General features: G+C 36.4%; 20 protein-coding genes. 8 read left to right on the top strand and 12 right to left on the bottom strand.

The genetic code is table 11. The annotated features are described in order from the left end of the window. The first annotated feature begins 420 nt into the window (after positions 1-420). The 4 genes from LGQ02_RS05335 to LGQ02_RS05320 are packed head-to-tail and all read left to right on the top strand — an operon-like array spanning position 421 to position 3,564. Complete coding sequence (locus LGQ02_RS05335) at positions 421-1,113, top strand: DUF1538 domain-containing protein (RefSeq protein WP_226517170.1); 693 nt, start codon at positions 421-423, stop codon at positions 1,111-1,113. Beyond that, on the top strand, positions 1,110-1,847 hold the full coding sequence (locus LGQ02_RS05330) for a DUF1538 domain-containing protein (RefSeq protein ID WP_226517169.1): 738 nt from the start codon (positions 1,110-1,112) through the stop codon (positions 1,845-1,847). Before LGQ02_RS05335 ends, LGQ02_RS05330 begins: the two co-directional genes overlap by 4 nt. Then, positions 1,837-2,538: a P-II family nitrogen regulator gene (locus LGQ02_RS05325; RefSeq protein ID WP_226517168.1), complete on the top strand. Its 702-nt coding sequence runs from the start codon at positions 1,837-1,839 to the stop codon at positions 2,536-2,538. Before LGQ02_RS05330 ends, LGQ02_RS05325 begins: the two co-directional genes overlap by 11 nt. Before the next feature lie 48 nt (positions 2,539-2,586). Then, positions 2,587-3,564 (top strand): DMT family transporter, encoded by a 978-nt coding sequence (locus LGQ02_RS05320; RefSeq protein ID WP_226517167.1) that lies wholly within the window; start codon positions 2,587-2,589, stop codon positions 3,562-3,564. 53 nt (positions 3,565-3,617) lie between these two features. Here the strand turns inward: LGQ02_RS05320 and LGQ02_RS05315 are convergent, their stop codons facing one another. The 10 genes from LGQ02_RS05315 to LGQ02_RS05270 all read right to left on the bottom strand — a co-directional run bounded on the left by LGQ02_RS05315 (position 3,618) and on the right by LGQ02_RS05270 (position 16,938). After that, positions 3,618-3,824 carry an aspartyl-phosphate phosphatase Spo0E family protein gene (locus LGQ02_RS05315; protein ID WP_226518230.1) on the bottom strand — a complete coding sequence of 69 codons (207 nt, stop codon included), beginning with the start codon at positions 3,822-3,824 and terminating at the stop codon, positions 3,618-3,620. A gap of 346 nt (positions 3,825-4,170) precedes the next feature. Further along, positions 4,171-5,853, bottom strand: coding sequence for a glycerol-3-phosphate dehydrogenase/oxidase (locus tag LGQ02_RS05310; protein ID WP_319003514.1), 1,683 nt, complete (start codon positions 5,851-5,853; stop codon positions 4,171-4,173). 266 nt (positions 5,854-6,119) lie between these two features. After that, positions 6,120-7,616 carry a glycerol kinase GlpK gene (gene glpK, locus LGQ02_RS05305; protein ID WP_226517165.1) on the bottom strand — a complete coding sequence of 499 codons (1,497 nt, stop codon included), beginning with the start codon at positions 7,614-7,616 and terminating at the stop codon, positions 6,120-6,122. A gap of 260 nt (positions 7,617-7,876) precedes the next feature. After that, positions 7,877-8,398 (bottom strand): glycerol-3-phosphate responsive antiterminator, encoded by a 522-nt coding sequence (locus tag LGQ02_RS05300; RefSeq protein ID WP_226518229.1) that lies wholly within the window; start codon positions 8,396-8,398, stop codon positions 7,877-7,879. Positions 8,399-8,473: 75 nt separating this feature from the next. Then, on the bottom strand, positions 8,474-10,009 hold the full coding sequence (locus tag LGQ02_RS05295) for a GNAT family N-acetyltransferase (RefSeq protein ID WP_226517164.1): 1,536 nt from the start codon (positions 10,007-10,009) through the stop codon (positions 8,474-8,476). Between the two features lie 1,357 nt (positions 10,010-11,366). Continuing rightward, positions 11,367-12,053: a DUF2225 domain-containing protein gene (locus tag LGQ02_RS05290; protein ID WP_226517163.1), complete on the bottom strand. Its 687-nt coding sequence runs from the start codon at positions 12,051-12,053 to the stop codon at positions 11,367-11,369. A 146-nt stretch (positions 12,054-12,199) separates the two neighbouring features. Beyond that, positions 12,200-13,162: an ABC transporter permease gene (locus LGQ02_RS05285; RefSeq protein WP_226517162.1), complete on the bottom strand. Its 963-nt coding sequence runs from the start codon at positions 13,160-13,162 to the stop codon at positions 12,200-12,202. Further along, positions 13,163-14,185, bottom strand: a complete 1,023-nt coding sequence (locus LGQ02_RS05280) for an ABC transporter permease (protein ID WP_226518228.1) — start codon at positions 14,183-14,185, stop codon at positions 13,163-13,165. 38 nt (positions 14,186-14,223) lie between these two features. Then, positions 14,224-15,750 carry an ABC transporter ATP-binding protein gene (locus LGQ02_RS05275; RefSeq protein ID WP_226517161.1) on the bottom strand — a complete coding sequence of 509 codons (1,527 nt, stop codon included), beginning with the start codon at positions 15,748-15,750 and terminating at the stop codon, positions 14,224-14,226. 87 nt (positions 15,751-15,837) lie between these two features. Beyond that, a complete protein-coding gene (locus LGQ02_RS05270) occupies positions 15,838-16,938 on the bottom strand; it encodes a BMP family lipoprotein (RefSeq protein ID WP_226517160.1) in 1,101 nt (366 codons plus the stop codon). Between the two features lie 559 nt (positions 16,939-17,497). On the opposite strand from LGQ02_RS05270, the gene LGQ02_RS05265 reads away from it, so the two are divergent. The 3 genes from LGQ02_RS05265 (at position 17,498) to LGQ02_RS05255 (ending at position 19,268) form a co-directional block, all read left to right on the top strand. Further along, positions 17,498-17,887, top strand: coding sequence for a response regulator (locus LGQ02_RS05265; RefSeq protein WP_226517159.1), 390 nt, complete (start codon positions 17,498-17,500; stop codon positions 17,885-17,887). Positions 17,888-18,039: 152 nt separating this feature from the next. After that, on the top strand, positions 18,040-18,273 hold the full coding sequence (locus LGQ02_RS05260; protein ID WP_226517158.1) for a hypothetical protein: 234 nt from the start codon (positions 18,040-18,042) through the stop codon (positions 18,271-18,273). 119 nt (positions 18,274-18,392) lie between these two features. Beyond that, the gene (locus tag LGQ02_RS05255) at positions 18,393-19,268 is read left to right on the top strand and encodes a helix-turn-helix domain-containing protein (protein ID WP_226517157.1); all 876 of its coding nucleotides are present in this window, start codon (positions 18,393-18,395) and stop codon (positions 19,266-19,268) included. 19 nt (positions 19,269-19,287) lie between these two features. Here the strand turns inward: LGQ02_RS05255 and eutH are convergent, their stop codons facing one another. After that, positions 19,288-20,382, bottom strand: coding sequence for an ethanolamine utilization protein EutH (eutH, locus tag LGQ02_RS05250; RefSeq protein WP_226517156.1), 1,095 nt, complete (start codon positions 20,380-20,382; stop codon positions 19,288-19,290). 193 nt (positions 20,383-20,575) lie between these two features. Here eutH and LGQ02_RS05245 point away from each other — a divergent pair, with 193 nt between their 5' ends. Continuing rightward, the gene (locus LGQ02_RS05245) at positions 20,576-20,776 is read left to right on the top strand and encodes a CsbD family protein (protein ID WP_226517155.1); all 201 of its coding nucleotides are present in this window, start codon (positions 20,576-20,578) and stop codon (positions 20,774-20,776) included. A 100-nt stretch (positions 20,777-20,876) separates the two neighbouring features. Here the strand turns inward: LGQ02_RS05245 and LGQ02_RS05240 are convergent, their stop codons facing one another. After that, positions 20,877-22,715 carry a PAS domain-containing sensor histidine kinase gene (locus LGQ02_RS05240; RefSeq protein WP_226517154.1) on the bottom strand — a complete coding sequence of 613 codons (1,839 nt, stop codon included), beginning with the start codon at positions 22,713-22,715 and terminating at the stop codon, positions 20,877-20,879. Positions 22,716-22,831 lie beyond the last annotated feature (116 nt).

Raw genomic sequence — 22,831 nt, 5'->3', positions numbered from 1 at the left:
CGAGTCATCTACGCGCTACCTCCAACTAACAACGAAGCGATGCTTGTAGAGGAAGAGGCAACTGGCTTTAACAAAGGTTTAAGAAATACAAAAATCCTGCTCTATAAATAAAGCAGGTTTTAGACTATCCTTTCCTTTTTATATCTCTTTCTTCCTTTCCCGTCACAAAAGCGGCATGAAATCTTCATCGTAACAAACCAAACCTTCTTGTCAACCTTGCCAACACCATTACACTGCTTACAAAGGTAGAAGATGGCCAATGTATCACCGCTTTCTTTTTTTATCATTATACTCATGAGAATGCATTTTTGTAACTTGTCTTGGTAAAATTTGATAAAATATATGAAAGGCAAACGTTTTTATCTGAAAGACTTCGGGAAAAGGTAATAAATTGTAATTACATAAGAAAGGAGCTAAAAGATGAAAAACATTTTAGACCAATTAAAAGAAGTTACGTTTGCTATTCTACCAATGTCTTCCGTTATTATAATTTTACAATTTACAATCATCGGGATGCCCACAGATACATTCATCCGCTTTCTAGCTGGGGTTGTTATGGTAGGGCTCGGTCTTTTTTTATTCTTAGTAGGTGTGCATATTGGCTTACTTCCTATTGGAGAAATGATAGGATCCACACTACCAAAAATTAAGAAGCCTCTTCTAATTATTGGTGTAGGTTTTGTACTAGGAATGGTTGTCACGATTGCAGAACCCGATGTTCGAGTACTGGCCTTCCAAGTTGACCAAGTTTCCGGTGGTGAGATTTCAAATACGGTTCTTGTCTATGCGGTTGCTTTAGGTGTAGGCATATTTGTTGCAATGGCAATGGCAAGGACATTATTTGGTATTCCTTTAAAGTACATTCTTTTAGTTGGATATGGCCTCGTATTCGTCCTAGCAAGCTTTACACCTAGTAGTTTTATTCCGATCTCTTTTGACGCTGGAGGGGTAACTACAGGACCGATGACAGTACCATTTATTCTAGCTCTCGGTGTCGGTGTCTCATCTGTATTAAGAGGAAAATCGTCTACAAGTGACGGATTTGGCCTCGTAGCCTTAGCATCGATCGGACCGATATTATCTGTCATGATTTTAGGGGTGATATACGGATGATTGCTGAGCTGTTTAAAGGATTTGACCACGTCCTCTTAGAAGTAACGATGGCCATTTTGCCGTTACTCGTCTTTTTTGTTATCTTTCAATTTTTCTTTTTAAAATTAGATAAAGAAAAAATCAAAAATATAGTTGTAGGCTTATTATTCACTTTCGCTGGACTTGCTTTATTTTTACAAGGAGTTGAAGTAGGGTTCTACCCTGCTGGAACTGAGATTGGCGAACTTCTAGGAGAAAGAGAGAATACACTAATATTATTACCTTTGTTAGGCTTCCTTTTTGGTTTTGTTGCAACGTTCGCTGAACCAGCTGTACGAATATTAAACCATGAAGTAGAAAAAGTAACCGCAGGTTCAATATCAAGTACGGTGATGTTAATTACATTATCTATTGGCGTTGCTGTATCAATTGCACTATCTATGGTCAGAATTTTACTAGGAATACCATTATGGTATTTTATTATACCGGGTTATGCGTTAGCTATCATTCTATTGTTCATCTCAAAGGATCGGTTTATATCGATTGCCTTCGATGCTGGAGGAGTTGCTACCGGACCAATGACAGTTACGTTCATTATGGCTATAGCAGTCGGTTTAGCTACCGTTATTGAAGGTAGAGATCCACTAATGGATGGGTTTGGCATGATTGCACTGGTCGCATTAACACCAATATTATCCGTATTAATTTTAGGAATGATCTTCACAAGAAAGGAGCGGCTAGAAAATGACTCCTAAACGATTACAACAAAAATTATTAGTCACAATCGTCAAAAAAGGCAAAGCCAAAAAAATCATGAAAGCAGCGAAAGATGTTGGTGTTGAAGGTGGCACCGTCATGATCGGCTCAGGTGTCGGGATTCATGAAAAAGAGAAAACTTTCGGGATTGATACCATATATGAAAAAGAATTAATCTTAAACCTTGTCCATGAGGACCTCCTTCCTGATGTAATTAACGAGATTACTCATACAGCAAAGTTAAATAAGCCTGGTCAAGGTATAGGATTTGTTATCGATGTGAGGAGAACATTTGGAATTGCTCACAAAAAAGAGGAAGAAAGTTCAAAGGAGGATTTGGAAGATATGACTGATGATCATAACCATCGCGGTTTTGACCTTATTATAACAATTGTTAATAAAGGAGAATCCGGAAAAGTCATTGATGCTTCAAAAAAAGGAGGTGCTGAAGGAGGAACCGTTCTAAACGGTCGTGGCAGCGGTATTCACGAAAAAGCAAAGTTACTCTCAATTCAAATCGAACCAGAAAAAGATGTTGTACTTACACTTATTAAAAGATCTTTAACAAATGATGTGTTAAATGCATTAGAAGAGTATGTGCATATAAATGAACCAGGAAAAGGAATTGCCTTTGTCTTACCTGTTGAGGAAACAGTAGGTATCCATCATTTAATGAATGAAGTGAAATAAAGCGTTGAACAAGGTTGCTGGCGATAAAATCACCGGCAATCTTTTTTTATGCGAAATTCAAAATCACTTCATGTTATACTCATCTACGTTGGAGGTGATTTTCTGAGAATTCATCCATATATCATCATTACTGCAGCAATGTTATTTTTTTCAGGTAATTTCATCGTCGGAAAAGCATTACAAGGTACAATTCCTCCATTTACATTAGCGCTGTTTCGTTTCCTTTCAGCCGCCCTATTTTTACTACCGTTTTGTTATAAAACGGTCATGCTTAATCATTCACTATGGAAAAAAGAATGGAAACCATTACTTGGACTTTCAATTACAGGAATCGTTCTTTTTAATGGCTGTCTTTATTTAGCCGTGAATTTTACGAGCTCCATTAATGCAGCAATTGTCGATGCGCTAACTCCTGCAGTTGCTGCCATATTAGGATTTCTATTTTTAAAGGAAACATTAACAAAAGTTCAAACGTTTGGCATTATTTTATCTTTTGGAGGAATAATTTGGATCATTACTCAAGGGTCAATAGAGACGTTACTATCGCTGGCTTTTAACATTGGTGACATCATTATGCTTATTGGGATTGTCTTTTGGGCCTTGTACTCGATTATTATAAAACAGCATAGCCATAAATTCCCGAATACCGCAGGACTCGTTATGACAATGATTATAGGTGTGATCTTTTTATTTCCAATTGCAATCATAGAATGGATGACAGTTGGCCTACCTAAGCTAACAAGTTGGAAAGCGCTTTTAGGAATCATTTATATTGGTGTTTTCCCGTCTTCATTAGCTTTATTAGCTTGGTATCGCGGTGTTCGTGAAGTTGGTCCGGCAAAAGCTTCCATCTTTTTTAATTTAGTCCCTGTTTTTACGACCATCCTATCCATTCTATTTTTAAATGAAACTTTTACATATCACCAGTTGTTTGGCGGGGTATTCGTATTGTTTGGTGTTTATTTATCTACTAGAATTCCTAAACATTTACGTGTGAAAATTAAACGTGTTAAGAAAGCTAGTTAATATAAAAAGCCGCCTCTAATCGGTAAAACGATTTGAGACGGCTTTTTTTAATATTAATTCATATAACTTAACATATCATCTTCATATGTATTCGATCGATAACTTTTTTCCGTTAAACGGCGGTATAGGTTCATTAATTGATCGAGTTCTTGACTGTATTGTACAGTTTCATCTGATGTGAAACCTTTTTTTGTTGCGGCTTCAATCATCATAGAGCGCTTTGTTTCCATTTGCTTTTTTAATAATGCTTGGGTACCCATAAACCTCACTCGTTTCTCCTTCAATGTATCTTTTATATAAATAAAACAAATCTAGTTCGTTAGAAATCTTGGAAGTATATTTCTATTATATGTAAAACTTGACAGAAATCAATAGTTTTCAGCTTATTTATTCAAAACTTTTTATAAAAACACTCTCTAAACAACCTTATTTTGAAATATTTTTGTGGAATAAGAAAAAACAGTTGTTTTATTTGAAATTTCCAAATTAAACAATTTTTATATATTAGAAGGGGTAAATTTTACTTAAAAAAACACCTGGGCTATGCCAAGTGTTTTGTAAGTGAGTGTTAATTCATGTTTTATTTAAGCTATAAGTACTTTCTACTTATACGAGAACCTTCATATCTTTCTCTACTTTCTCTTTTGGATACATACAATATTGTATTTCTACGTCTAATACTTTTTCATGGCTTTGCCTTTCTTCTATTGACCATTTAAATCGGTTTTTCATATAATCAATGACTGCTTTCTTATGTTCTTTTACCCAATCAATATTAAAAAACAATGCTCCTGTTCTTCGATTAAAATAGTCCAGTGGTGTTGCTACCATCTCTTCTTCAATCCCGTATATCAGTGGTGCATAAACACTTTGTGGTAAGCCGTATTGCTCGGCTTCTAAACCAGTCGTTTCGATTATTTCATAAACTCTCGTTACGTTTGAACCATATAATTTCGTTAATTTATTCGCTTCAAACTCTGTTAACCCTAATTTTACCCCTTGCTTAGTCATTGCTTTTATAAATTCTTCTAACTTCGCAGAGCCTCCGACATCTCCACCGGACAATACAACATTAGCTGTCTCACACTTCTTCTTTTTCACACCGAGGTCGTTTGCGACGATATCTACAATTCGTTCTGCCATTTTTCTATATCCTGTTAGTTTTCCACCTGCAATCGATAAAAGTCCTGATTCAGAAGTAAAGATTTCATCTTTACGCGAAATTTCCGATGCACTTTTTCCTTCTTCATGAATTAACGGTCTAAGGCCAGCCCAACTTGACTCCACATCGTCTTCTGTTAAGTTCAGTGAAGGGAACATATCGTTTGCTGCTTGTAAAATATAATCAAGGTCTGCTTGCGTCATTCTCGGTGAAGCAATATCTGCTTTGTAATGTGTATCAGTTGTTCCAATATACGTTTTCCCATCACGTGGGATTGCAAATACCATCCGGTCGCCATCTACTGTATCAAAATAAACAGCTTGCTTTAGTGGAAAACGAGATTGGTCAATAACAAGATGAACACCTTTTGTTAAATATAATGTTTTCCCTTGCTTGGAACGATCTTTTTCACGAAGCTCATCAACCCATGGACCTGCCGCATTAACAACTTTCTTTGCACGTATCTCATATACTTTGTTAGATAAAAGGTCACGTACGTTTACACCGACAACTTTCCCATTTTCATACACTAATGATTCAGCTTTCGTATAGTTAGTTGTTAACGTTCCACGATGAACAGCTTCTTTTAAAATTTCTAACGTAAGTCTTGCATCATCTGTTTTGTACTCAACATAGATGCCGCCACCTTTTAGCCCTTCTTTTTTTAAAAGTGGTTCTTTTTGTAACGTTTCTTTACGGTTCAGCATATAACGACGCTCATTTCGCTTTACTCCTGCTAACGTGTCGTATACTTTCAACCCAAGTGATGTTGCGGTCTTGCCGAATGTTCCTCCTTTAATAATTGGTAGGAGCATCCATTCTGGTGATGTCACATGTGGCGCATTTTCATAGACTATGGCTCTTTCCTTTCCTACTTCTGCGACAAGCTTGAACTCCATTTGTTTTAAGTAACGAAGTCCGCCATGAACAAGTTTTGTCGAACGACTAGACGTACCGGCAGCAAAGTCTTGCATTTCCACTAACCCTGTGGACATCCCTCTTACAGATGCATCTAATGCAATACCCGATCCAGTGATTCCTCCACCAACGACTAGTAAATCTAACTCCTTAGAGCTCATTTTCTCTAAATACACACTACGCTGAATTGCTGAAAATGGTTTTGCCATGATGTTCATCCTTTCGTATGACGACCGGAGATATCGCCCTTTCCTACATTTATATCTATACAAGTAAGTTCGATCCCATCAATATTCTTTCACTCTTATAGACTATGAAATATACAAAAAGAGACCACAACTACTCATTGAAAAGGGTATACGACTCCCTATGTCATTTGAGTGTTGTGGTCTCTCCATATCTCCAGACCGTTCTTTATTAACTTATCAATATTTTACCATAACCCTACTTTTATTGTATAGATCATCCATCTATATTATTTAAAATAGGTTGTTGCTTCAACTGCTTTTTTCCATCCACGATATAATTGTTCTCTTTTTTCTTTTGGCATTTTCGATTCAAACGTATGATTAATTTTCCATTGTTTAGCAATTTCGTCTTTCCCGTACCAAAACCCTACAGCCAGTCCTGCCAAATATGCAGCACCTAATGCTGTCGTTTCATGTACAACTGGGCGTTCAACAGGTACATTCAACACATCTGCTTGAAATTGCATTAAAAAATTGTTCGCAACTGCGCCACCGTCAACACGCAGTTTCTTCAATTCTATGCTTGAATCGGCTTCCATCGCTTCAACAACATCTTTCGTTTGGTAAGCTAACGATTCAACCGTTGCACGAATGAAGTGCTCTTTTTCTGTACCACGAGTTAGGCCAAAAATTGCACCACGAACTTCACTGTCCCAATACGGCGTTCCTAAACCGACAAATGCTGGTACCACGTATACACCATCTGTTGATGGAACATTCTCAGCATATCTTTCTGTTTCAGAAGCGGACTTTATCATTCGTAATCCATCTCGTAACCATTGAACGGCAGATCCTGCAACGAAAATACTTCCTTCAAGAGCATATTCAACCTTTCCATCTAAGCCCCATGCAATTGTCGTTAATAAGCCATGTTTCGATTGAACAGCTTCCTCACCAGTATTCATTAACATAAAGCAACCAGTACCATATGTGTTTTTTGCCATACCTTTTTCGTAACACGCTTGACCGAATAATGCAGCTTGCTGATCACCAGCAGCCCCTGCGATTGGTACTTCCTCTCCAAAGAAATGGTAGTCAATTGTTTTTCCATAAATTTCGGATGATGGTCGAACTTCTGGAAGCATGGACTTAGGTACATTGAGAATATCCAGCAACTCATCATCCCATTTTAATTCATGAATATTATACATTAACGTACGAGACGCATTTGTGTAATCTGTTACGTGTACTTTTCCTCCAGACAGTTTCCAAATAAGCCACGTATCCACTGTCCCAAACAATAGCTTTCCTTCTTCTGCTTTTTCTCTTGCTCCTTCAACATTGTCAAGAATCCACTTTACCTTTGTGCCAGAAAAATAAGCATCAATTAATAACCCAGTTTTTTGACGAAATAAGTCATTGTAGTTCTTCCTTCTTAGCTCTTCGCAGATTTCATCCGTTTGTCTTGACTGCCAGACAATCGCATTGTATATCGGCTTCCCAGTATCTTTATCCCATACGACGGTTGTTTCTCGTTGGTTTGTAATACCAATTGAAGCGATCTCACTAGCCTTTACTTCAGCCTTATTTAAGCATTCTGCGATTACAGATAAAATGGATGACCAAATCTCATTTGCATTATGTTCTACCCAGCCTGTTTTTGGAAAAATTTGAGTAAACTCTTGCTGTGCAGTCTGGACAATTTCTCCTTCATGATTAAATATAATCGCTCTTGAACTCGTAGTGCCTTGATCTAATGATAAGATATAGTTCGTATGATTCATTGTTCCCCTCCCTTTAAAGCTCCTTATGTGTGCTTATTAATGGCCTTATTCGCTAATTTAACTTCCAACAACACTTTTACTAAAGTATTCATACACCGTACCTACTAATTCGCCTATAAAGGTGACATCCCTTCATCTATTAAAGATAAAAAAACAAAAAAATACCTAGTTGTCTCACTAGGTATTATCCGATAAGCTCTATAGTTCCCACAGATTATGTTTTTCACTGTGTTATTTAACGTTACACTTATTACTATCTACTACCAAAGATCTTTATTTGAAGTCGTAATTGCTGTTGCTCCTGCCTCAACTGCAGCATTCACCTCATTTCTTGTTCGAATTAAGCCACCTGCAATAATTGGCAGATTCGTCTTTTCATCGATTTCTTTTATAATATGTGGAATAATTCCAGGAAGAACTTCAATACAATCAGGCTGAATTGCCTCAATCATGTTATAACTTGATTCAAGTGCAATGGAATCAAGTAAAAACAAACGCTGTACAGTAATTAGATTTGACTTTTTAGCTGTTAATAACACATTTTTCCTCGTTGAAATCAAACCATCAGGACGAATATCTCTGCATAAAAATTGTGCAGCATATTCGTCACTTTTTAAACCTTGAACTAAGTCAGCGTGTAATAAAACTTTTTTTCCATTCCCATGAAGCATTCTAATAATACTTTTTAGCTGACCAATATGTGAGTTTAACAAAACGATATATTCATATTCCGTTTTAACGACCTTATCTAGATCTTTCAAGTCACGAATAGCTGGTAACATTTTAGCGTTTGAGAACACATTTCTTCCCTCCGATATTCTCCAATCAAAGATGAGGGCTCATTGCCCCTTCTATCTTTAACAATCGTAATTAATCTCAAATAACTCTTTCCGACGGTCTCTCCATTGTGTTACACTGCCGCTTTTTCGGGCACGTCGTAAAATCTCCAAATCCACATCACCTACAACAACCGTTTCGATATTTGGGTTACACTCCCCAACGATACCATCACGGGGAAATTCGAAGTCAGAAGGTGTAAAGATGCCTGATTGTGCATATTGAATATCCATATTTTCAACTTGCGTTAAGTTTCCAACTGTCCCTGCAATCATCGTATACACTTGATTTTCAATCGCACGTGCTTGGGCGCAATAGCGAACGCGTAAATACCCTTGTCGTTCATCCGTACAGAACGGCGAAAAAATGATGTTTGCTCCTTTTTCAGTAGCAATTCTTGAGAGCTCTGGGAACTGAATATCGTAACAAATTTGGATTGCAATTTTCCCACAATCTGTATCAAAAACCTCTACTTTATCGCCACCTTGAATTCCCCAAAACTTTTTCTCATTCGGAGTGATATGGAGTTTATATTGTTTTTCGATCGTTCCATCACGGCGAAACAAGTAAGCAATATTGTAAATTTTCCCTTCCTCTTCCACGAAATGCGATCCACCAATAATATTTACATTATATTTAATTGCTAAATCTGTAAATAAGTTAATATAGTCCTCTGTAAATTCTGTCAGTCGACGTATTGCCTTACTTGCACTTTTTTCTTCGATAAACGAAAGTAACTGTGTTGTAAAAATTTCTGGGAAAACAACAAAGTCAGATCGATAGCTTGCACCTACATCTGCATAATACTCACATTGGTTCGCAAACTCTTCAAATGAATTAATCGTTTTCATCATATATTGGATCGCACAAATCCGCACAGGAAATGACGTTTTGAAATGACGTTTTGTCGTCGGTTGATAATCAACATTGTTCCATTCCATTAACGTCGCATATCTCATTGATGCTTGATCGTCTACTAAATAGTTTTTATTTACACGTTTTAGCGTAAATCCATTCATCACTTGAAACGTTAAAACAGGATCATAGACACTATGTTGCATCACAGATTCTGCATACTCCCTCGGTGTCATTGTATCTGCATATTTATTATAGTTAGGAATGCGTCCACCAATAATAATACTCTTTAAATTTAATTTTCTTGCTAAGTCTTTCCGTGCTTCGTACAAACGCTTGCCAATTTTCATACGACGATACTCAGGATCTACAGCCACCTCAATCCCATACATATTATAGCCTTCTGGATCATGGTTTGTAATGTATCCTTCGTCCGTAATCTCATCCCACGTATGCTGATCATCATATTCATCAAAGTTAATGATTAAACTTGAACACGAACCAATGATCTCACCTTCTAGTTCCACACAGAACTGCCCTTCTGGAAAAATGTCTAAGTGACTTTTCAACTGATCTTTTTTCCATGGTTCCATTTTTGGAAAGCAGCGTTTCCCTAATTCAATAATCTTTTCTATATCATCTTCACGTATATTTCGAATCACGACTTTCTTTTCGAATTTTGACATATCTAATTGACTCATTTGCTTCACCCTTTCATGACAAGCTGAGCTTGCTAGTCAAATTATAATCGAATGACATGAATTATTAAACAACCTTTGCCCCTGTTTGTTTACTTTTTATATTCTCCAAAATCAAAAGCTGCAATCACCAAGAGTGAACTGCAGCTTCTAATTATGTAAGTGAATCAATTTCATAACTCAAAATAAGATGGGAAATTCAAAATGTGAGCGTGAACTTCACTTCAGACGGACGCTTTCACCTCTAGGCACAATTGCAACATAAAACACACTATGTTTGTTGGAGCCCATGAATATCCGTTCAAAAATTCCTTCGCTTTCCGCGGGCAATGCCTCAGCTAAACAGGGCTATAGCCCTGTTGGATCTTCGCCTATAGCTTTTCCCGCTGGAGTCTTCGGATTTTTGACGGATATCCTTATATCAATTCGCCGCCTGTCACTTCGTCGAGGTATAAATCCAATGCGAATGTAGCCAAGTTCATCAATGATTTTCTCTTTAAAATGATAAAAATGAGAACTAAAATATCATTTGAAATAACACCTTACTAATTAATATTAATTACTCTTTTAAAAAGGGTGCTAATTAATACGTTATTTTGTATGAAAACAACCGAAAAACATTTATATGATTAATTTCACAAATCTGGGGTCTTATTCCATGGATTTGAAAGCATGAAAAAAGGTGTACCTCCCTGCCCAAACGTTACTAGTTTTATAAACGTAGTAAATTGTCAAGCAGCCGCTTAAATCGGCAATCGAATACGGATGTAAAAGCTTATGTTATAAAAAATGTTTTCTTTAGATACAAATAAACAAGTATTAAATGCAAGAAGCAGTTGAAATACACGTTATCTCTTCCTCTACTAGCTTTGCTCTGATACTTTATCCATTCACCGGGCAAAGCGTCACGTCCTGTGACATGCCTGGTATTAGGACGTCCTGTCCGTCGAGACAAATCGATGTAACCTCGGCGAAGCAACGCTCGTTCCTGTGGGAACAGCAACGAACGTCACTACACTAACTAAGCTATGAGCTGTGCCGACGGATCCTCATCAAAGAATCAGCTGTTAGAGGAAGGCACAACAAGCATTACTTATTCGAACTGCTTCGAGCTGCGACGAGTAACCGCAGGAGCAATGAGCTTCAGATAAATTTGGAAAGCAAAGTGTATGTCAACTACGACCAAAATCAAAATTAAAAAAACAAATTCTGAAGCTGTCATCAATTATATGGAAGTGTATTATGAAATGGGTTTATATCAACAAAAGTTAAAGGAGATAATTCAGGCGCGAATTATCTCCAAAAATGATCTGTTATTTTCTATTTGTTCCCTTTAAACGGAACTACTTACTATTTATGACTACTCTTTATTTTGTTGTCGGGTCAGATACCATTGTTCTCGTGTTTTCTCCACGATTTTCGGTTCCATATGTCGCTCTTTATGTTCAATTACGACAGAAAAGTATTTCATCGCTTTTTCATGATGACCTAGTTGCCGAGCAATTTCACCGATTAGATATGTGATCGTCAACTCTGACATACTTGTACCGATATAATCTCCTTTTATTAACGATTTTTCATATTGATTCATTGCTTGAGTCAAATACCTTTCTTCCTGTTCATCACCCAAATAACGATATAGCCAACTTAAGCGCATGCATAGGCCTGCTATAACGACATGTGGTTGTTTCACCTTCATCGCAGCTAATATAGATAGCTTAAACACGTGAGTTGCCTGTTCGTATGTTCTTTCATCTGAATAATCTTGTTCTTTCCAATACGCTGAAACTTCTTCTTTAAACGTTTGAATATGTACGGTCCTTGTTAATTGCTGAAAATGGTCAGTAAAAGCATATCCACATTTATTACAAACATAAACTTCATACAAAACAGGATTAAACTTCGGATCTTTATATACGGTGTAAAAGTCGTTCCAAGTTTCTTCCATCCGTATGAAACGTGATCGCACTTTCTTAGAAGTAAAACGATGGTTACAAATGTGACATGTTACTTTTTTATCGTATAAAGGAGGTATTTCAAGAGCCATAAGTCACCTCGATACTCATAGTATAAAATTAGTATAAAAGACCTCATTAGGAAAAAGAAGTATATCCATCATTTCATACAAAAAAGTCCTATGGCATACGAAAAGAAAAAACCCTCTGTAACAAGACAGAGGGTTGGATAATCATTTTAACGGCTTCCTTTTTCATATGGCTTACCAATTGCTTTTGGAGGATTTGCTTTTCCAACAAATCCTGCTAACGCAAGAATTGTTAATACGTAAGGTAAGATGAGCATCCATACTTGCGGTACGTTCGCAAGCCCTGGAATTTGCTGTGCAGAAATACTTAACGCTTGGGCAAATCCAAAGAATATCGCAGCTCCCATAGCACCAAATGGGTGCCATTTACCAAAGATTAAAGCAGCTAATGCCATAAACCCTTGACCAACGATTGTATTACCAGCAAAGTTACCTGCAGTTGTGATCGCAAATACAGCACCACCCATACCTGCAAAAGCACCACTTAACATCACTCCGATATAACGCATGCGAATAACTTTAATTCCCATCGTATCAGCGGCCATTGGGTGTTCCCCAACAGAGCGCAAACGTAAACCGAACGGTGTTTTAAATACTATATACCATACGACAACAGCTAAAATAAGCGCAATGTATGTTGTTACAAAAATCCTGCTGAAAAACATTGGCCCGATGATTGGAATATCACTTAGAAACGGAACATTGATTCGGAAAATACGAGCAGAAATATAATCTGTTTGTCCGCGTTGGAAAATCTCACGTACAATAAAAATGGAAAGTCCAACAGCTAAAAAGTTAAGTGCAACACCACTTACGATTTGGTCTGCTTTGAATGTGATCGAAGCAACCGCATGGAACAATGAGAACAGTGCTCCAATAATCATCGCAACAATTAATGCAACCCAAGGTGATGCATACCCAAATCCTAACGTCTCAAACCATAATGTTGCCAATATTCCACTAAATGCACCGATAACCATTAAGCCTTCAAGTCCGATATTAACGACACCTGAACGTTCACTGAAAAGTCCACCTAAAGCTGTTAAAAGAAGGGGAGTTGCAGCAATCAAAGCTGCAGGAACAATTGTATATAAAATCTGTAAAATGTCCATTTATTTCTCCTCCTTCTTTTGCATCTTGCTCATAATCAAGCGAATTAAATAGCTTGAAGCTACAAAGAAAATAATTAACGCAATAATAATCTCGACAAGTTCAGGTGCAACACCAACTGCCTGCATGTTGTTCGCACCTTCTTTTAAACCCGCAAATAAGAATGCTGATAAGAATATACCAATTGACGTGCTGGCACCTAATAATGCAACGGCGATTCCATCAAACCCTAAGTTTGTAAATGAGGATAGGATATATGCGTATTGATACGTTCCTAAACCTACCATCGCCCCACCTACACCAGCAAATGCACCTGATATAGACATGGATAAAATAATGTTCATGTTTACATTCATACCAGCGTATGAAGAAGCATGCTTATTATATCCTACTGAACGTAGTTCAAACCCTCTTGTTGTTTTCCAAAGTAGGAACCACATTAATATACATGCAACAATACCAATAAAGAATCCCCAATGTAATCTAGAGAAGTTCGTCAAATCAGCAAATAAATCAGAAGATAGAGATGCTCCATCATTAATAAACGCTGTACGCTGACCTGATTCAAGTAAGTTTCCACGAATAATCGAGTTACTTACATGAAGTGCAATGTAGTTCATCATAATCGTGACGATTACTTCGTGTACTTCAAATCTTGCTTTTAAAAGTCCCGGAACAAATCCCCATAATGCACCAGCTAATGCACCAGCTAAAATCGCTAATGGTAAGTGAATGATCATTGGTGCATCAATAACAATACCGACATAAACAGCTGCTAACCATCCAACAATTAACTGACCTTCAACCCCGATGTTTAATAAGCCGGTTCTAAAAGCAAAGGCAACAGCTAAACCAGAGAAGATCAATGGCGTCATTCGTTGTAATGTTTCACCGAAGAAATAAATGTCTCCGAAGACACCAGAGATTAATGCTGAATAACCCGCAATTGGATTATTTCCACTTATCAGCATGATAATCGCACCGGCTAAAAAGCCGAAGAAAATAGCAATAAGTGGAATAGCCATTTTGATTAATATGTCTCTACTCGCTTTTTGTTTATCAGTCACGATGTCTCACCAACTTCCTGTTTACCACCAGCCATTAGAAGACCTAATTGTTGCTCATCAGTCTCTGATGCATTAACAATTTCAACAATTTCACCTTCATAAATGACAGCAATACGATCACTAACATTTAATACTTCTTCAAGCTCTAAAGATATAAGTAATACGGCACGTCCTTTATCTCTTTCTTCGACGAGTTTACTGTGAATAAACTCTATTGCCCCAACATCTAAACCTCGTGTAGGTTGTGCAGCAATAAGCAAATCAGGAGAGCGGTCAACTTCACGTGCAATAATCGCTTTTTGTTGGTTACCACCTGACAGTGCACGTGCTAATGTTTTTTCGTTAGGAGTACGCACATCGTATTCTTCAATCAATGACTTCGCTTTCTCATACATTTTCGTATAATTTAAAACCGTATTGCTTGAATAAGGTTTTTGATAATACGTCTGTAAAAGGATATTTTCACCAATTGTAAAGTCAAGAACTAAGCCGTGTTTATGACGGTCTTGAGGGATATGGCCAACACCAGATTCTGTTACTTTCCTCGGTTTATAGTTGGTGATGTCTTGTCCACTGACAGAAATTGAACCACTTTTAGGAACGCGTAAACCTGTTATTGCTTCAATTAATTCTGTTTGTCCATTACCATCAACACCTGCAACACCTAAGATTTCACCAGCTTTTGCTTCTAGATTCAATTTATTGACAACGCTTACGCCTCGAGTGTCTTCCACTACTAAATCGTCAATGGATAGAACTGTATCACCAGGCTTGGCTTCATCTTTTTCAACTTCAAAACTTACCTCTCTACCTACCATCATTGAGGCAAGCTTGTCCTCGTCTGTATCAGCAACATCAACCGTTCCAATACCTTTTCCTCGACGAATAACTGTACATTTGTCACACACTGCCATGATTTCTTTTAATTTATGAGTAATTAAAATAATGGATTTCCCTTCTTTTATAAGGTTCTTCATTATTTGAATTAATTCTTTAATCTCTGGCGGTGTAAGTGCAGCTGTTGGTTCATCAAAGATTAAAATGTCAGCACCACGATAAAGTGTTTTTAAAATTTCTACACGTTGCTGCATCCCTACAGAAATGTCTTGAATTTTCGCTTTCGGATCTACTCTTAACCCATAACGATCAGATATCTCTGCTACATCTTTTTCCGCTTTTCGTAAATCAATATTCATTCCTTTAGTCGGTTCACTACCTAATACAATATTTTCAGTAACAGTAAATGTATCTACGAGCATAAAGTGTTGGTGAACCATACCAATCCCAAGATCATTTGCTACATTCGGATCGGTGATCTCAACTTTCTCGTCGCGCACTTTAATTTCACCTTTTTCAGGTTGGTACAAACCAAACAAGACATTCATCAACGTAGATTTTCCTGCTCCATTTTCACCTAACAATGCATGAATTTCACCTTGTTCTACCTGAAGTGTGATATTGTCATTGGCAACGATACCGGGAAATTCTTTTCTTATGTTATTCATCTCGATTACGTATTCCAATGTAAACACTCCTAACGAAAATCATTAACAAAGGCTAGTGAAGCACTAGCCTTTGTTAATATCTTATAATAAAAGGAACATGCTCACTTATAGTGAACCAAGGAAGTCGTCGTACGCATCATCTGTTTCAGGTACGTCGATATCCCCATTCATAATTTGTTCGATATAATCTTCTACTGCTTCTAATGCTTCTTCAGATACGTTATCTGTTGTTTCAGCAATACCAACACCTTGCTCTTCTAAACCAAACTCTAGAATTTCTCCACCAGGGTAGTCGCCGTTCATCGTTTGCTCAGCAACTTGGTATACAGCTTGGTCTACACGTTTAACCATAGAAGTTAATGTTACGTTACCGTCAGAGTACTCACCTTGTGCATGCTGGTCTTGGTCAACACCGATAACCCATACGTTTTCGCCACCACGTGCACGGTCAATAGCTTCTGTAAATAAACCGTTACCAGTACCACCTGCAGCATGATAAATCACATCTGCACCATTTCCGTACAATGTATCTGCAATTTGTTGACCACGAGAAGCATCGTTAAAGTCTTGTGCATATTGTACAGAAATTTCGATATCTGGGTTTACTGTTTTCACGCCAGCTTTAAAACCGTTCTCAAACTTTTTAATTAGTGGACTTTCAACACCGCCAATGAAACCAACATGGTCAGTTTCAGTTTGCATTGCTGCAACAACTCCTACTAAGAAAGAACCTTCGTGCTCTGCAAATGTGATATTCGCAATGTTAGGAACTAAACTTCCATCTGCACCTTCTACAACAGTATCAACGATTGCAAAGTGTTGCTCTGGGTTTTGTTCAGCAACAGTACGAATGTCATCTTCCATTAAGAAACCAATTGCAAAAGAGATTGATGTACCTTCACGAGCTAAACGGTTTAGGTTTGGCATATAGTCAGAAGCGTCATTTGACTGGATGTAATCAACTTCTACATCATAGTCTTCTTCAAACTGTTGTAAACCATCCCATGCTGATTCGTTAAACGAACGATCATCAACACCGCCTGTGTCTGTAACCATCTTTGCAGAGAAGTCTCCAGTTTCTTCTGTTACTTCGTCATCTCCACCTACTGGAGTTTGGTCTGCGTCATCTTCTGCTTCACCGCAAGCAGCTAATAATGTACCAGCAGCTAGAACAGATGACACCAACATCATAAAACGCTTTTTCATGATTGTGATCCCCCTTGATCATTTAATTGTTTTTCGTGTCTTATTCCGTCTTAATACAGCTATTCCACCAAATAACGAGAAAAAAACGGAAGAAATGACATCGCTGCCATTATTATGACACAAGTTTTAAAAAAATATCATCGAAAAGCGCTTACATTTAAAAAAAGGTAACACGTACGATGTCAGACAACTGAATTGTGCAAACCTTTTTCAATGAAACGTTTTCTCGAATCGTTTTTAATATATCATTAATTCTACCTTGAATAAATAGTTTTTTATAAAGATTTTCATATTTTTTGTGAAATTATCCTCAAACGCTTACATAATTGACATGTCTACCCTTTTAAAATTTTTTTGTACTGTTCAGGAGACTATATTTACATTCTATAAGAAAATTAACAATCTTCTATTAATTGGTGATATCTTGAAAAAATATATGATAGAATAGATATATCAGTACTTTCACATGTAAAAGTAGTATAACACATTCAGATATTCATACATTCAACGAAACAGCTTTTATTCTTTTTCGACTTAGAAAGTGAAGGAGGGAATATATTTGCAAGGTGAGCTTTCAGTACTTGTATGTGATGACTCAGAAATCATAAGGAAGCAATTTATTGATTCCTTAAAAACGATCGGAATTAATAACATATATGAAGCAAAGGACGGAAAAGAAGCTGTGATAGCTTGTCTAAAGAAAAAGCCGGATATTGTCTTCCTAGATATTATCATGCCGAATATGGATGGCATTGCTGCATTAAAAGAAATACATCAGCTTCATCCTCAAACGAAAGTCATCATGGCTTCTTCTACAACTGGTCAAGCGCACCTGAAAAAATCACGTTTATTAGGCGCTTATTCTTTTATACAAAAACCGATAAGTGAATCAGTTATTCGAGATATTATTGAAAAAGTATTACATGAAAACGAATCAGCGTCTCTTTAATAACTTTTGAAGCTCTCCTATAAAAATAGGAGAGTTTTTTTCTTCATTTTTCTTCATATAAATGCCTCTTATTAATTATATTGTTTTTCATTTATTGATTCGGGAATGAGTATACTACAAATGGAGCATCGATTAGATGGGAGGTATGCATCATGAAAGGTGATAAGCAGTTTTGGTTACAATGGCATAAATTTTGGTATAACTGGCATCATACAAAATTTTTTTATTATGGAAGCCAAAGACATGAAAAGAAAATGAACAAACATTTAAAGTTAATGAAAGAATTTCAGAAAACAAGTAACCATGATTCTGAAAATGAAGAGATGGACGAAACATCAGAAAGGAAGAAAAAACAAAAAGGCCTGAAACCTAATACAGTAAAATAAGTGTTAAATATTAATGTCCCCCACTTATATACCATTTACAATTATAATCATTTACCAACTCTTTCATCGTTAAGATGTGTTAATATAGATTATATTATTATCATTAGGGGGCTTACAATATGAGTGAGAATTGGCAAGTTGGCAATGTCATACGTATGCTTAGAACTGCAAATAACTTTTCCCAGTCAGACATTGCTGACGGCATATGCACTCTAAGTGAGATCAGTCAAATAGAAGATAATATAAAAAGTCCTGACTCCAACACTTTACATCTTCTTGCTAATCGTCTTGGTGTCGATATGAACTTTTTCTTCGAAGAACTAGAAAGCCCTAAAATTCATTATGCTGAAGATACAATCTATTTGATTCGAAAGTTTGTTGAAGAAAAAAAGTATGAAGAAGTCGGCCAGGTTATAGAAAATGAAAGACATAATCCCATATTTCATAAACCACGTTTCAAACAAGTGATTCTTTGGCACGAAGCGTTAGTGGTGAATTATGTTAAAGGCGACTTTAAAACTGCCTTAAAGCTATTATATCAAGCACTTAATATGTATCAACCGTCCATCCACTATACTGAAACACAAATTCAAATACTGGTTTCATTAGGGAACCTCTATGGCGAAAATGATCACCATGCAAAAGCTCAAAGTTATTATGAAAAAGCGATTTTAAACTATGAAAAGTTAACAAAATTAGAATGCCCCAAGATCTTTCTTCGAATTTTATACAATTTGACATTAACATTTATTCGTGAACATAAGTATGAAGATGCATTAAGTAGATGTGAACAAGGACTTCAACTTTGCAAAGAAACAAAGTCGCTATACTTATTAGGTGAATTTCATTATCAAATGGCAAACATCCATTGGTTTACTGGACGTTTAGAAGAGGCTAATAAAGAAATGACAATTGCGGCAACCATTTTTGATTACACAGATAATATTCAATACAAAAAATTTGTATCATCTAAAATAAATGAAATAAACAGGTAAGAGCACTTATATTCGGCTCTTACCTGTTTTCTTTTTCATAAGAGGAGCGGTTTACAAAATATATTGCCAACATTATTCCTAAAAGACCAGATACTAGCTTTCCAACCATCATTGGAAATATATAGTTTGGTTCAACAGATGCTGTAAATCCTAAATGCCCACCAATAACAAACGCCCCACTTACAGCAAAGGCAACATTCATTAATTTTCCTCTCTCGTCCATCTCTTTTAAGAGCTTAAACATTGGAATGCTATGCGCTAAGGATGAAACGAAACCGATCAATGTTGATTCATTCGTTTCCAACTTTCTTGCCAATGGAGTAAGTCCGTTCTTTAAAATGATTTTTATAAATTGGACAAGAGGAAATGCACCGGCTAACGTAATCGCGATAATCCCAACAATTCCAAATCCTTCAGATAGCGGAATCATTCCCGGAATTATAATAAAGCCTGTTAACGTTTCAACGATTGAAAATACAAGGCCTAATGTTATGATGACCACAATCGCTTTACCTATCACACCGAACACCTTTGTCATTAAACGAGGAGCAATGATTAAACCAATACAAATTACTAATGAAAAGATTAATAAAGGAATGAGCTGAATGAAAATAAATCTCAATGAAAAACCGCTTAATACCCCTGCTAATAAAGCGCCTACTGGTATTGGAATAATGCCTAATAAAACCCCTTTGAAAAAAATCGGATAATCTTTTCTTTCTATTAGACTAAGAGCAACTGGTATAGTAAAAACAAAGGTTGGTCCAATCATCGTCGCTAAATAGATGCCAGAAAATATAGCCGCTTGACGATTTTCTGCTAGTTCTTCCGCTAAAAAATATCCCCCCATATCAACAGCCAATACAATCCCTGCAAATATAGCCGGATCAGCACCGATTAATTGAAATAACGGTGATATGATAGGTGCTAATATATTAGCGATTACAGGAGAGAGTGATATAATCCCAAGCATCGCCAAAGCTAATGGCCCCATTGCATAAAACCCTTCTTCAAAGGACTTCCCAAGACCAAATGAATTACCAAAGATTCGATCTAATGCCCCTACACACATGAAAATTACAAGCACCCATATTATAACGTCATTTATCCACATTCATTTTTCACCTTTCGACCAAAACGTTAGATTTGTTTTAATAGGTCACTTTTTAACATTTACCGCAAAATCCAGTATAAATTAAAGAATCCTGCTCTGTCAGTTCCTATGCTTTAATGTACTTCGCTTCTCAAGAAAAGTGGTTTTGTATAAATTTATCGCGGTAATATTTCTAACAAAGGAGGATGATATCATGAACAAACATACATTTGAAGGAAAATGGAACAAATGGAAAGGTGAAGCTCGGAAAAAATGGGGAAAGCTAACAGATGAAGATATAGAAGAAATCAAAGGAGATAAAGATCGTTTTATAGGTAAAATACAAGAAAGATACGGTAAATCAAAAGAAGAAGTAGAGGCTGAACTGAACAACTGGAATACGGATGACCATTAATTAAAAGGTTGCCTAATAAGTTAGTAGACGTTCTTGTAACTCCTATCATTACCGAGTTATAAGAACGCCCACTACTTTAAAAGGCAACCTTCTCTATCATTTATACAGAATATAAAGGTAAACGAATCGTAAATTTCGTCCCTTCCCCTTCTTTACTATCTACTTGAACTTCTCCTCCATGCTCTTCAATAATTTGAAAAGTAACCATTAATCCTAAGCCCGTCCCTTTTTCTTTCGTAGTGAAAAATGGTTCACCAATTTTTTTTAGTTTTTCTTTAGGAATTCCACACCCTTGATCTTCTACCGTTATAATAGCAAAACCTTTCTCTTGATTTAGCTTAACCTTTATTTCCCCTGTTTCTTCCATTGCTTCGATGGCATTTTTTATTAAGTTTACAAATACTTGTTTAATTTGGTGTTCAGCACAGAGAACTTTTGCTTCTTTTGTATTACTGGTAAATTCAATTTCGATATTTTTTATAATTGCTTGAGTATTTAACAAAGTGATTGTATGGTAAAGCAATTCATATATGACCGTTGGTTCCTTTTTCAACGTTTGCGGCTTTGATAAAATAAGTAATTCATTTAAAATCTGTTCAATTCTCGCAAATTCAGACTTCATAATATCAAAGTATTCTTTTTTTCCACTGCTGTTTAATTCGATTAATTGTAAAAACCCTTTTAACGAAGTTAACGGGTTACGAATTTCATGAGCAATCCCTGCTGCTAATTGTCCGACAGCCGATAGCTTCTCTGATTGATGAAGCATCTCTTCAGACTTTCTTTTTTCAGTGATATCACGAAACGTTAATACGGCCCCTACTACTTCACCACCTGAAATCATCGGTGTTAAAATATATTCGGCTATGTATGGGGTTCCGTCTTTTCTAAAAAAAGTAACTCCCGTTTTTCGAACGACGGTATCTTTTGACAAACTAGCTTCATGTCGATGTTCATTACTTAAGTCACTTAATGGTTTAAAAGAAACCGTTTTTAAAAAACTCGATAAAACTTCCTCACTCAACTCTTCTTTCTTATATCCAGTTATTTTTTCAGCGGCTTCATTCCACATAAGAACATTCATTTTTTGATCTAAACCTAAAATACCGTCCCCTACAGACTCGATAATAAGCTGATTCATATGATATAGACGATGAACTTCTTCTAAATTTAATCGTTCTTTCGTAATGTCTTTGATGATGCCATATGTACCAATGATTTGAGAATCAACGATAATCGGGATGCCACTCACTAATACCGTTAAAGGTTTGCCGACATGCTTTGTCATATGAAATTCTTCTGCATTGGGTTTCCCTAACTTTGCTAAATTGAAGACTTTTTCAGCAAGCTCTAGCTTCTCTTTTGGAATAAATGATGTAAATTTTGAACCTAGTAAAATTTTTTCGTCGGTTCGAAATAAATTAATAAACGCTCGGTTCACTGACAATAGCCTACCTTCTAAGTCTAATGAACACACTGCTTCTGAATGTCCATCAAAAAGACTTTGATAGCTTTGCTCGATTACTTTTGTAGCATTACGATGTTGCGTAACATCTCTAAAGAAGATCGTAATCCCTTCATTCGTTGGAAATGCTCTAATATTATAATAAGAATCTGTATTCGGATCGAATTCTTCAAATTCAAGTGCAATCTTCTCAATCCATACCCGATGATATGCATGGTAAGATTGTGTTCTTATTGCTTCAGGGTATTCATCCCAAATACATTTACCGATTAACGTCTCTTTATTTCTTTTTAAAAGAGTAGCAGCAGTATCATTCATATAAGTGATTTTCCAATTATCACCGATAGACATTACTCCATCAGAAAGTTGATTCATCATTAAATAAAGACATTTCGCAAAGTCTTCATTCTCAGGGGGTTCTCCTACAAATGAAGCCATTTCATTGCGCCAGTCTATTTGTGCATCATTAACCACAAATATACACCTCATTTTTCCGTCAGTAGCCAACTATCTATTATATTAACAAAAATTATTCTTTTTTTCCTAAATTTTTTAAAAAATTCTGCCAATGATTATCGAGATATTCCACT

The sequence above is a fragment of the Bacillus shivajii genome (assembly GCF_020519665.1).
GTDB lineage: Bacteria > Bacillota > Bacilli > Bacillales > Salisediminibacteriaceae > Bacillus_CA > Bacillus_CA shivajii.
Note: the sequence above shows the minus strand (reverse complement) of the source record. Positions and strands in the feature narration are given on the sequence as shown.

Bases quoted from the DNA above. Each gene is read 5' to 3' on its own strand.
- LGQ02_RS05310 (WP_319003514.1), bottom strand. From the start codon at position 5,853: ATGGCAAAACCATTTTCAGCAATTCAGCGTAGTGTGTATTTAGAGAAA.
- LGQ02_RS05285 (WP_226517162.1), bottom strand. From the start codon at position 13,162: ATGGACATTTTACAGATTTTATATACAATTGTTCCTGCAGCTTTGATT.
- LGQ02_RS05320 (WP_226517167.1), top strand. From the start codon at position 2,587: ATGCGAAATTCAAAATCACTTCATGTTATACTCATCTACGTTGGAGGT.
- LGQ02_RS05300 (WP_226518229.1), bottom strand. From the start codon at position 8,398: ATGTTACCAGCTATTCGTGACTTGAAAGATCTAGATAAGGTCGTTAAA.
- glpK (WP_226517165.1), bottom strand. From the start codon at position 7,616: ATGAATCATACGAACTATATCTTATCATTAGATCAAGGCACTACGAGT.
- LGQ02_RS05330 (WP_226517169.1), top strand. From the start codon at position 1,110: ATGATTGCTGAGCTGTTTAAAGGATTTGACCACGTCCTCTTAGAAGTA.
- LGQ02_RS05255 (WP_226517157.1), top strand. From the start codon at position 18,393: ATGAGTGAGAATTGGCAAGTTGGCAATGTCATACGTATGCTTAGAACT.
- LGQ02_RS05325 (WP_226517168.1), top strand. From the start codon at position 1,837: ATGACTCCTAAACGATTACAACAAAAATTATTAGTCACAATCGTCAAA.
- LGQ02_RS05270 (WP_226517160.1), bottom strand. From the start codon at position 16,938: ATGAAAAAGCGTTTTATGATGTTGGTGTCATCTGTTCTAGCTGCTGGT.
- LGQ02_RS05290 (WP_226517163.1), bottom strand. From the start codon at position 12,053: ATGGCTCTTGAAATACCTCCTTTATACGATAAAAAAGTAACATGTCAC.
- LGQ02_RS05335 (WP_226517170.1), top strand. From the start codon at position 421: ATGAAAAACATTTTAGACCAATTAAAAGAAGTTACGTTTGCTATTCTA.
- LGQ02_RS05245 (WP_226517155.1), top strand. From the start codon at position 20,576: ATGAACAAACATACATTTGAAGGAAAATGGAACAAATGGAAAGGTGAA.
- eutH (WP_226517156.1), bottom strand. From the start codon at position 20,382: ATGTGGATAAATGACGTTATAATATGGGTGCTTGTAATTTTCATGTGT.
- LGQ02_RS05280 (WP_226518228.1), bottom strand. From the start codon at position 14,185: ATGGCTATTCCACTTATTGCTATTTTCTTCGGCTTTTTAGCCGGTGCG.
- LGQ02_RS05295 (WP_226517164.1), bottom strand. From the start codon at position 10,009: ATGAGTCAATTAGATATGTCAAAATTCGAAAAGAAAGTCGTGATTCGA.
- LGQ02_RS05260 (WP_226517158.1), top strand. From the start codon at position 18,040: ATGAAAGGTGATAAGCAGTTTTGGTTACAATGGCATAAATTTTGGTAT.
- LGQ02_RS05315 (WP_226518230.1), bottom strand. From the start codon at position 3,824: ATGGGTACCCAAGCATTATTAAAAAAGCAAATGGAAACAAAGCGCTCT.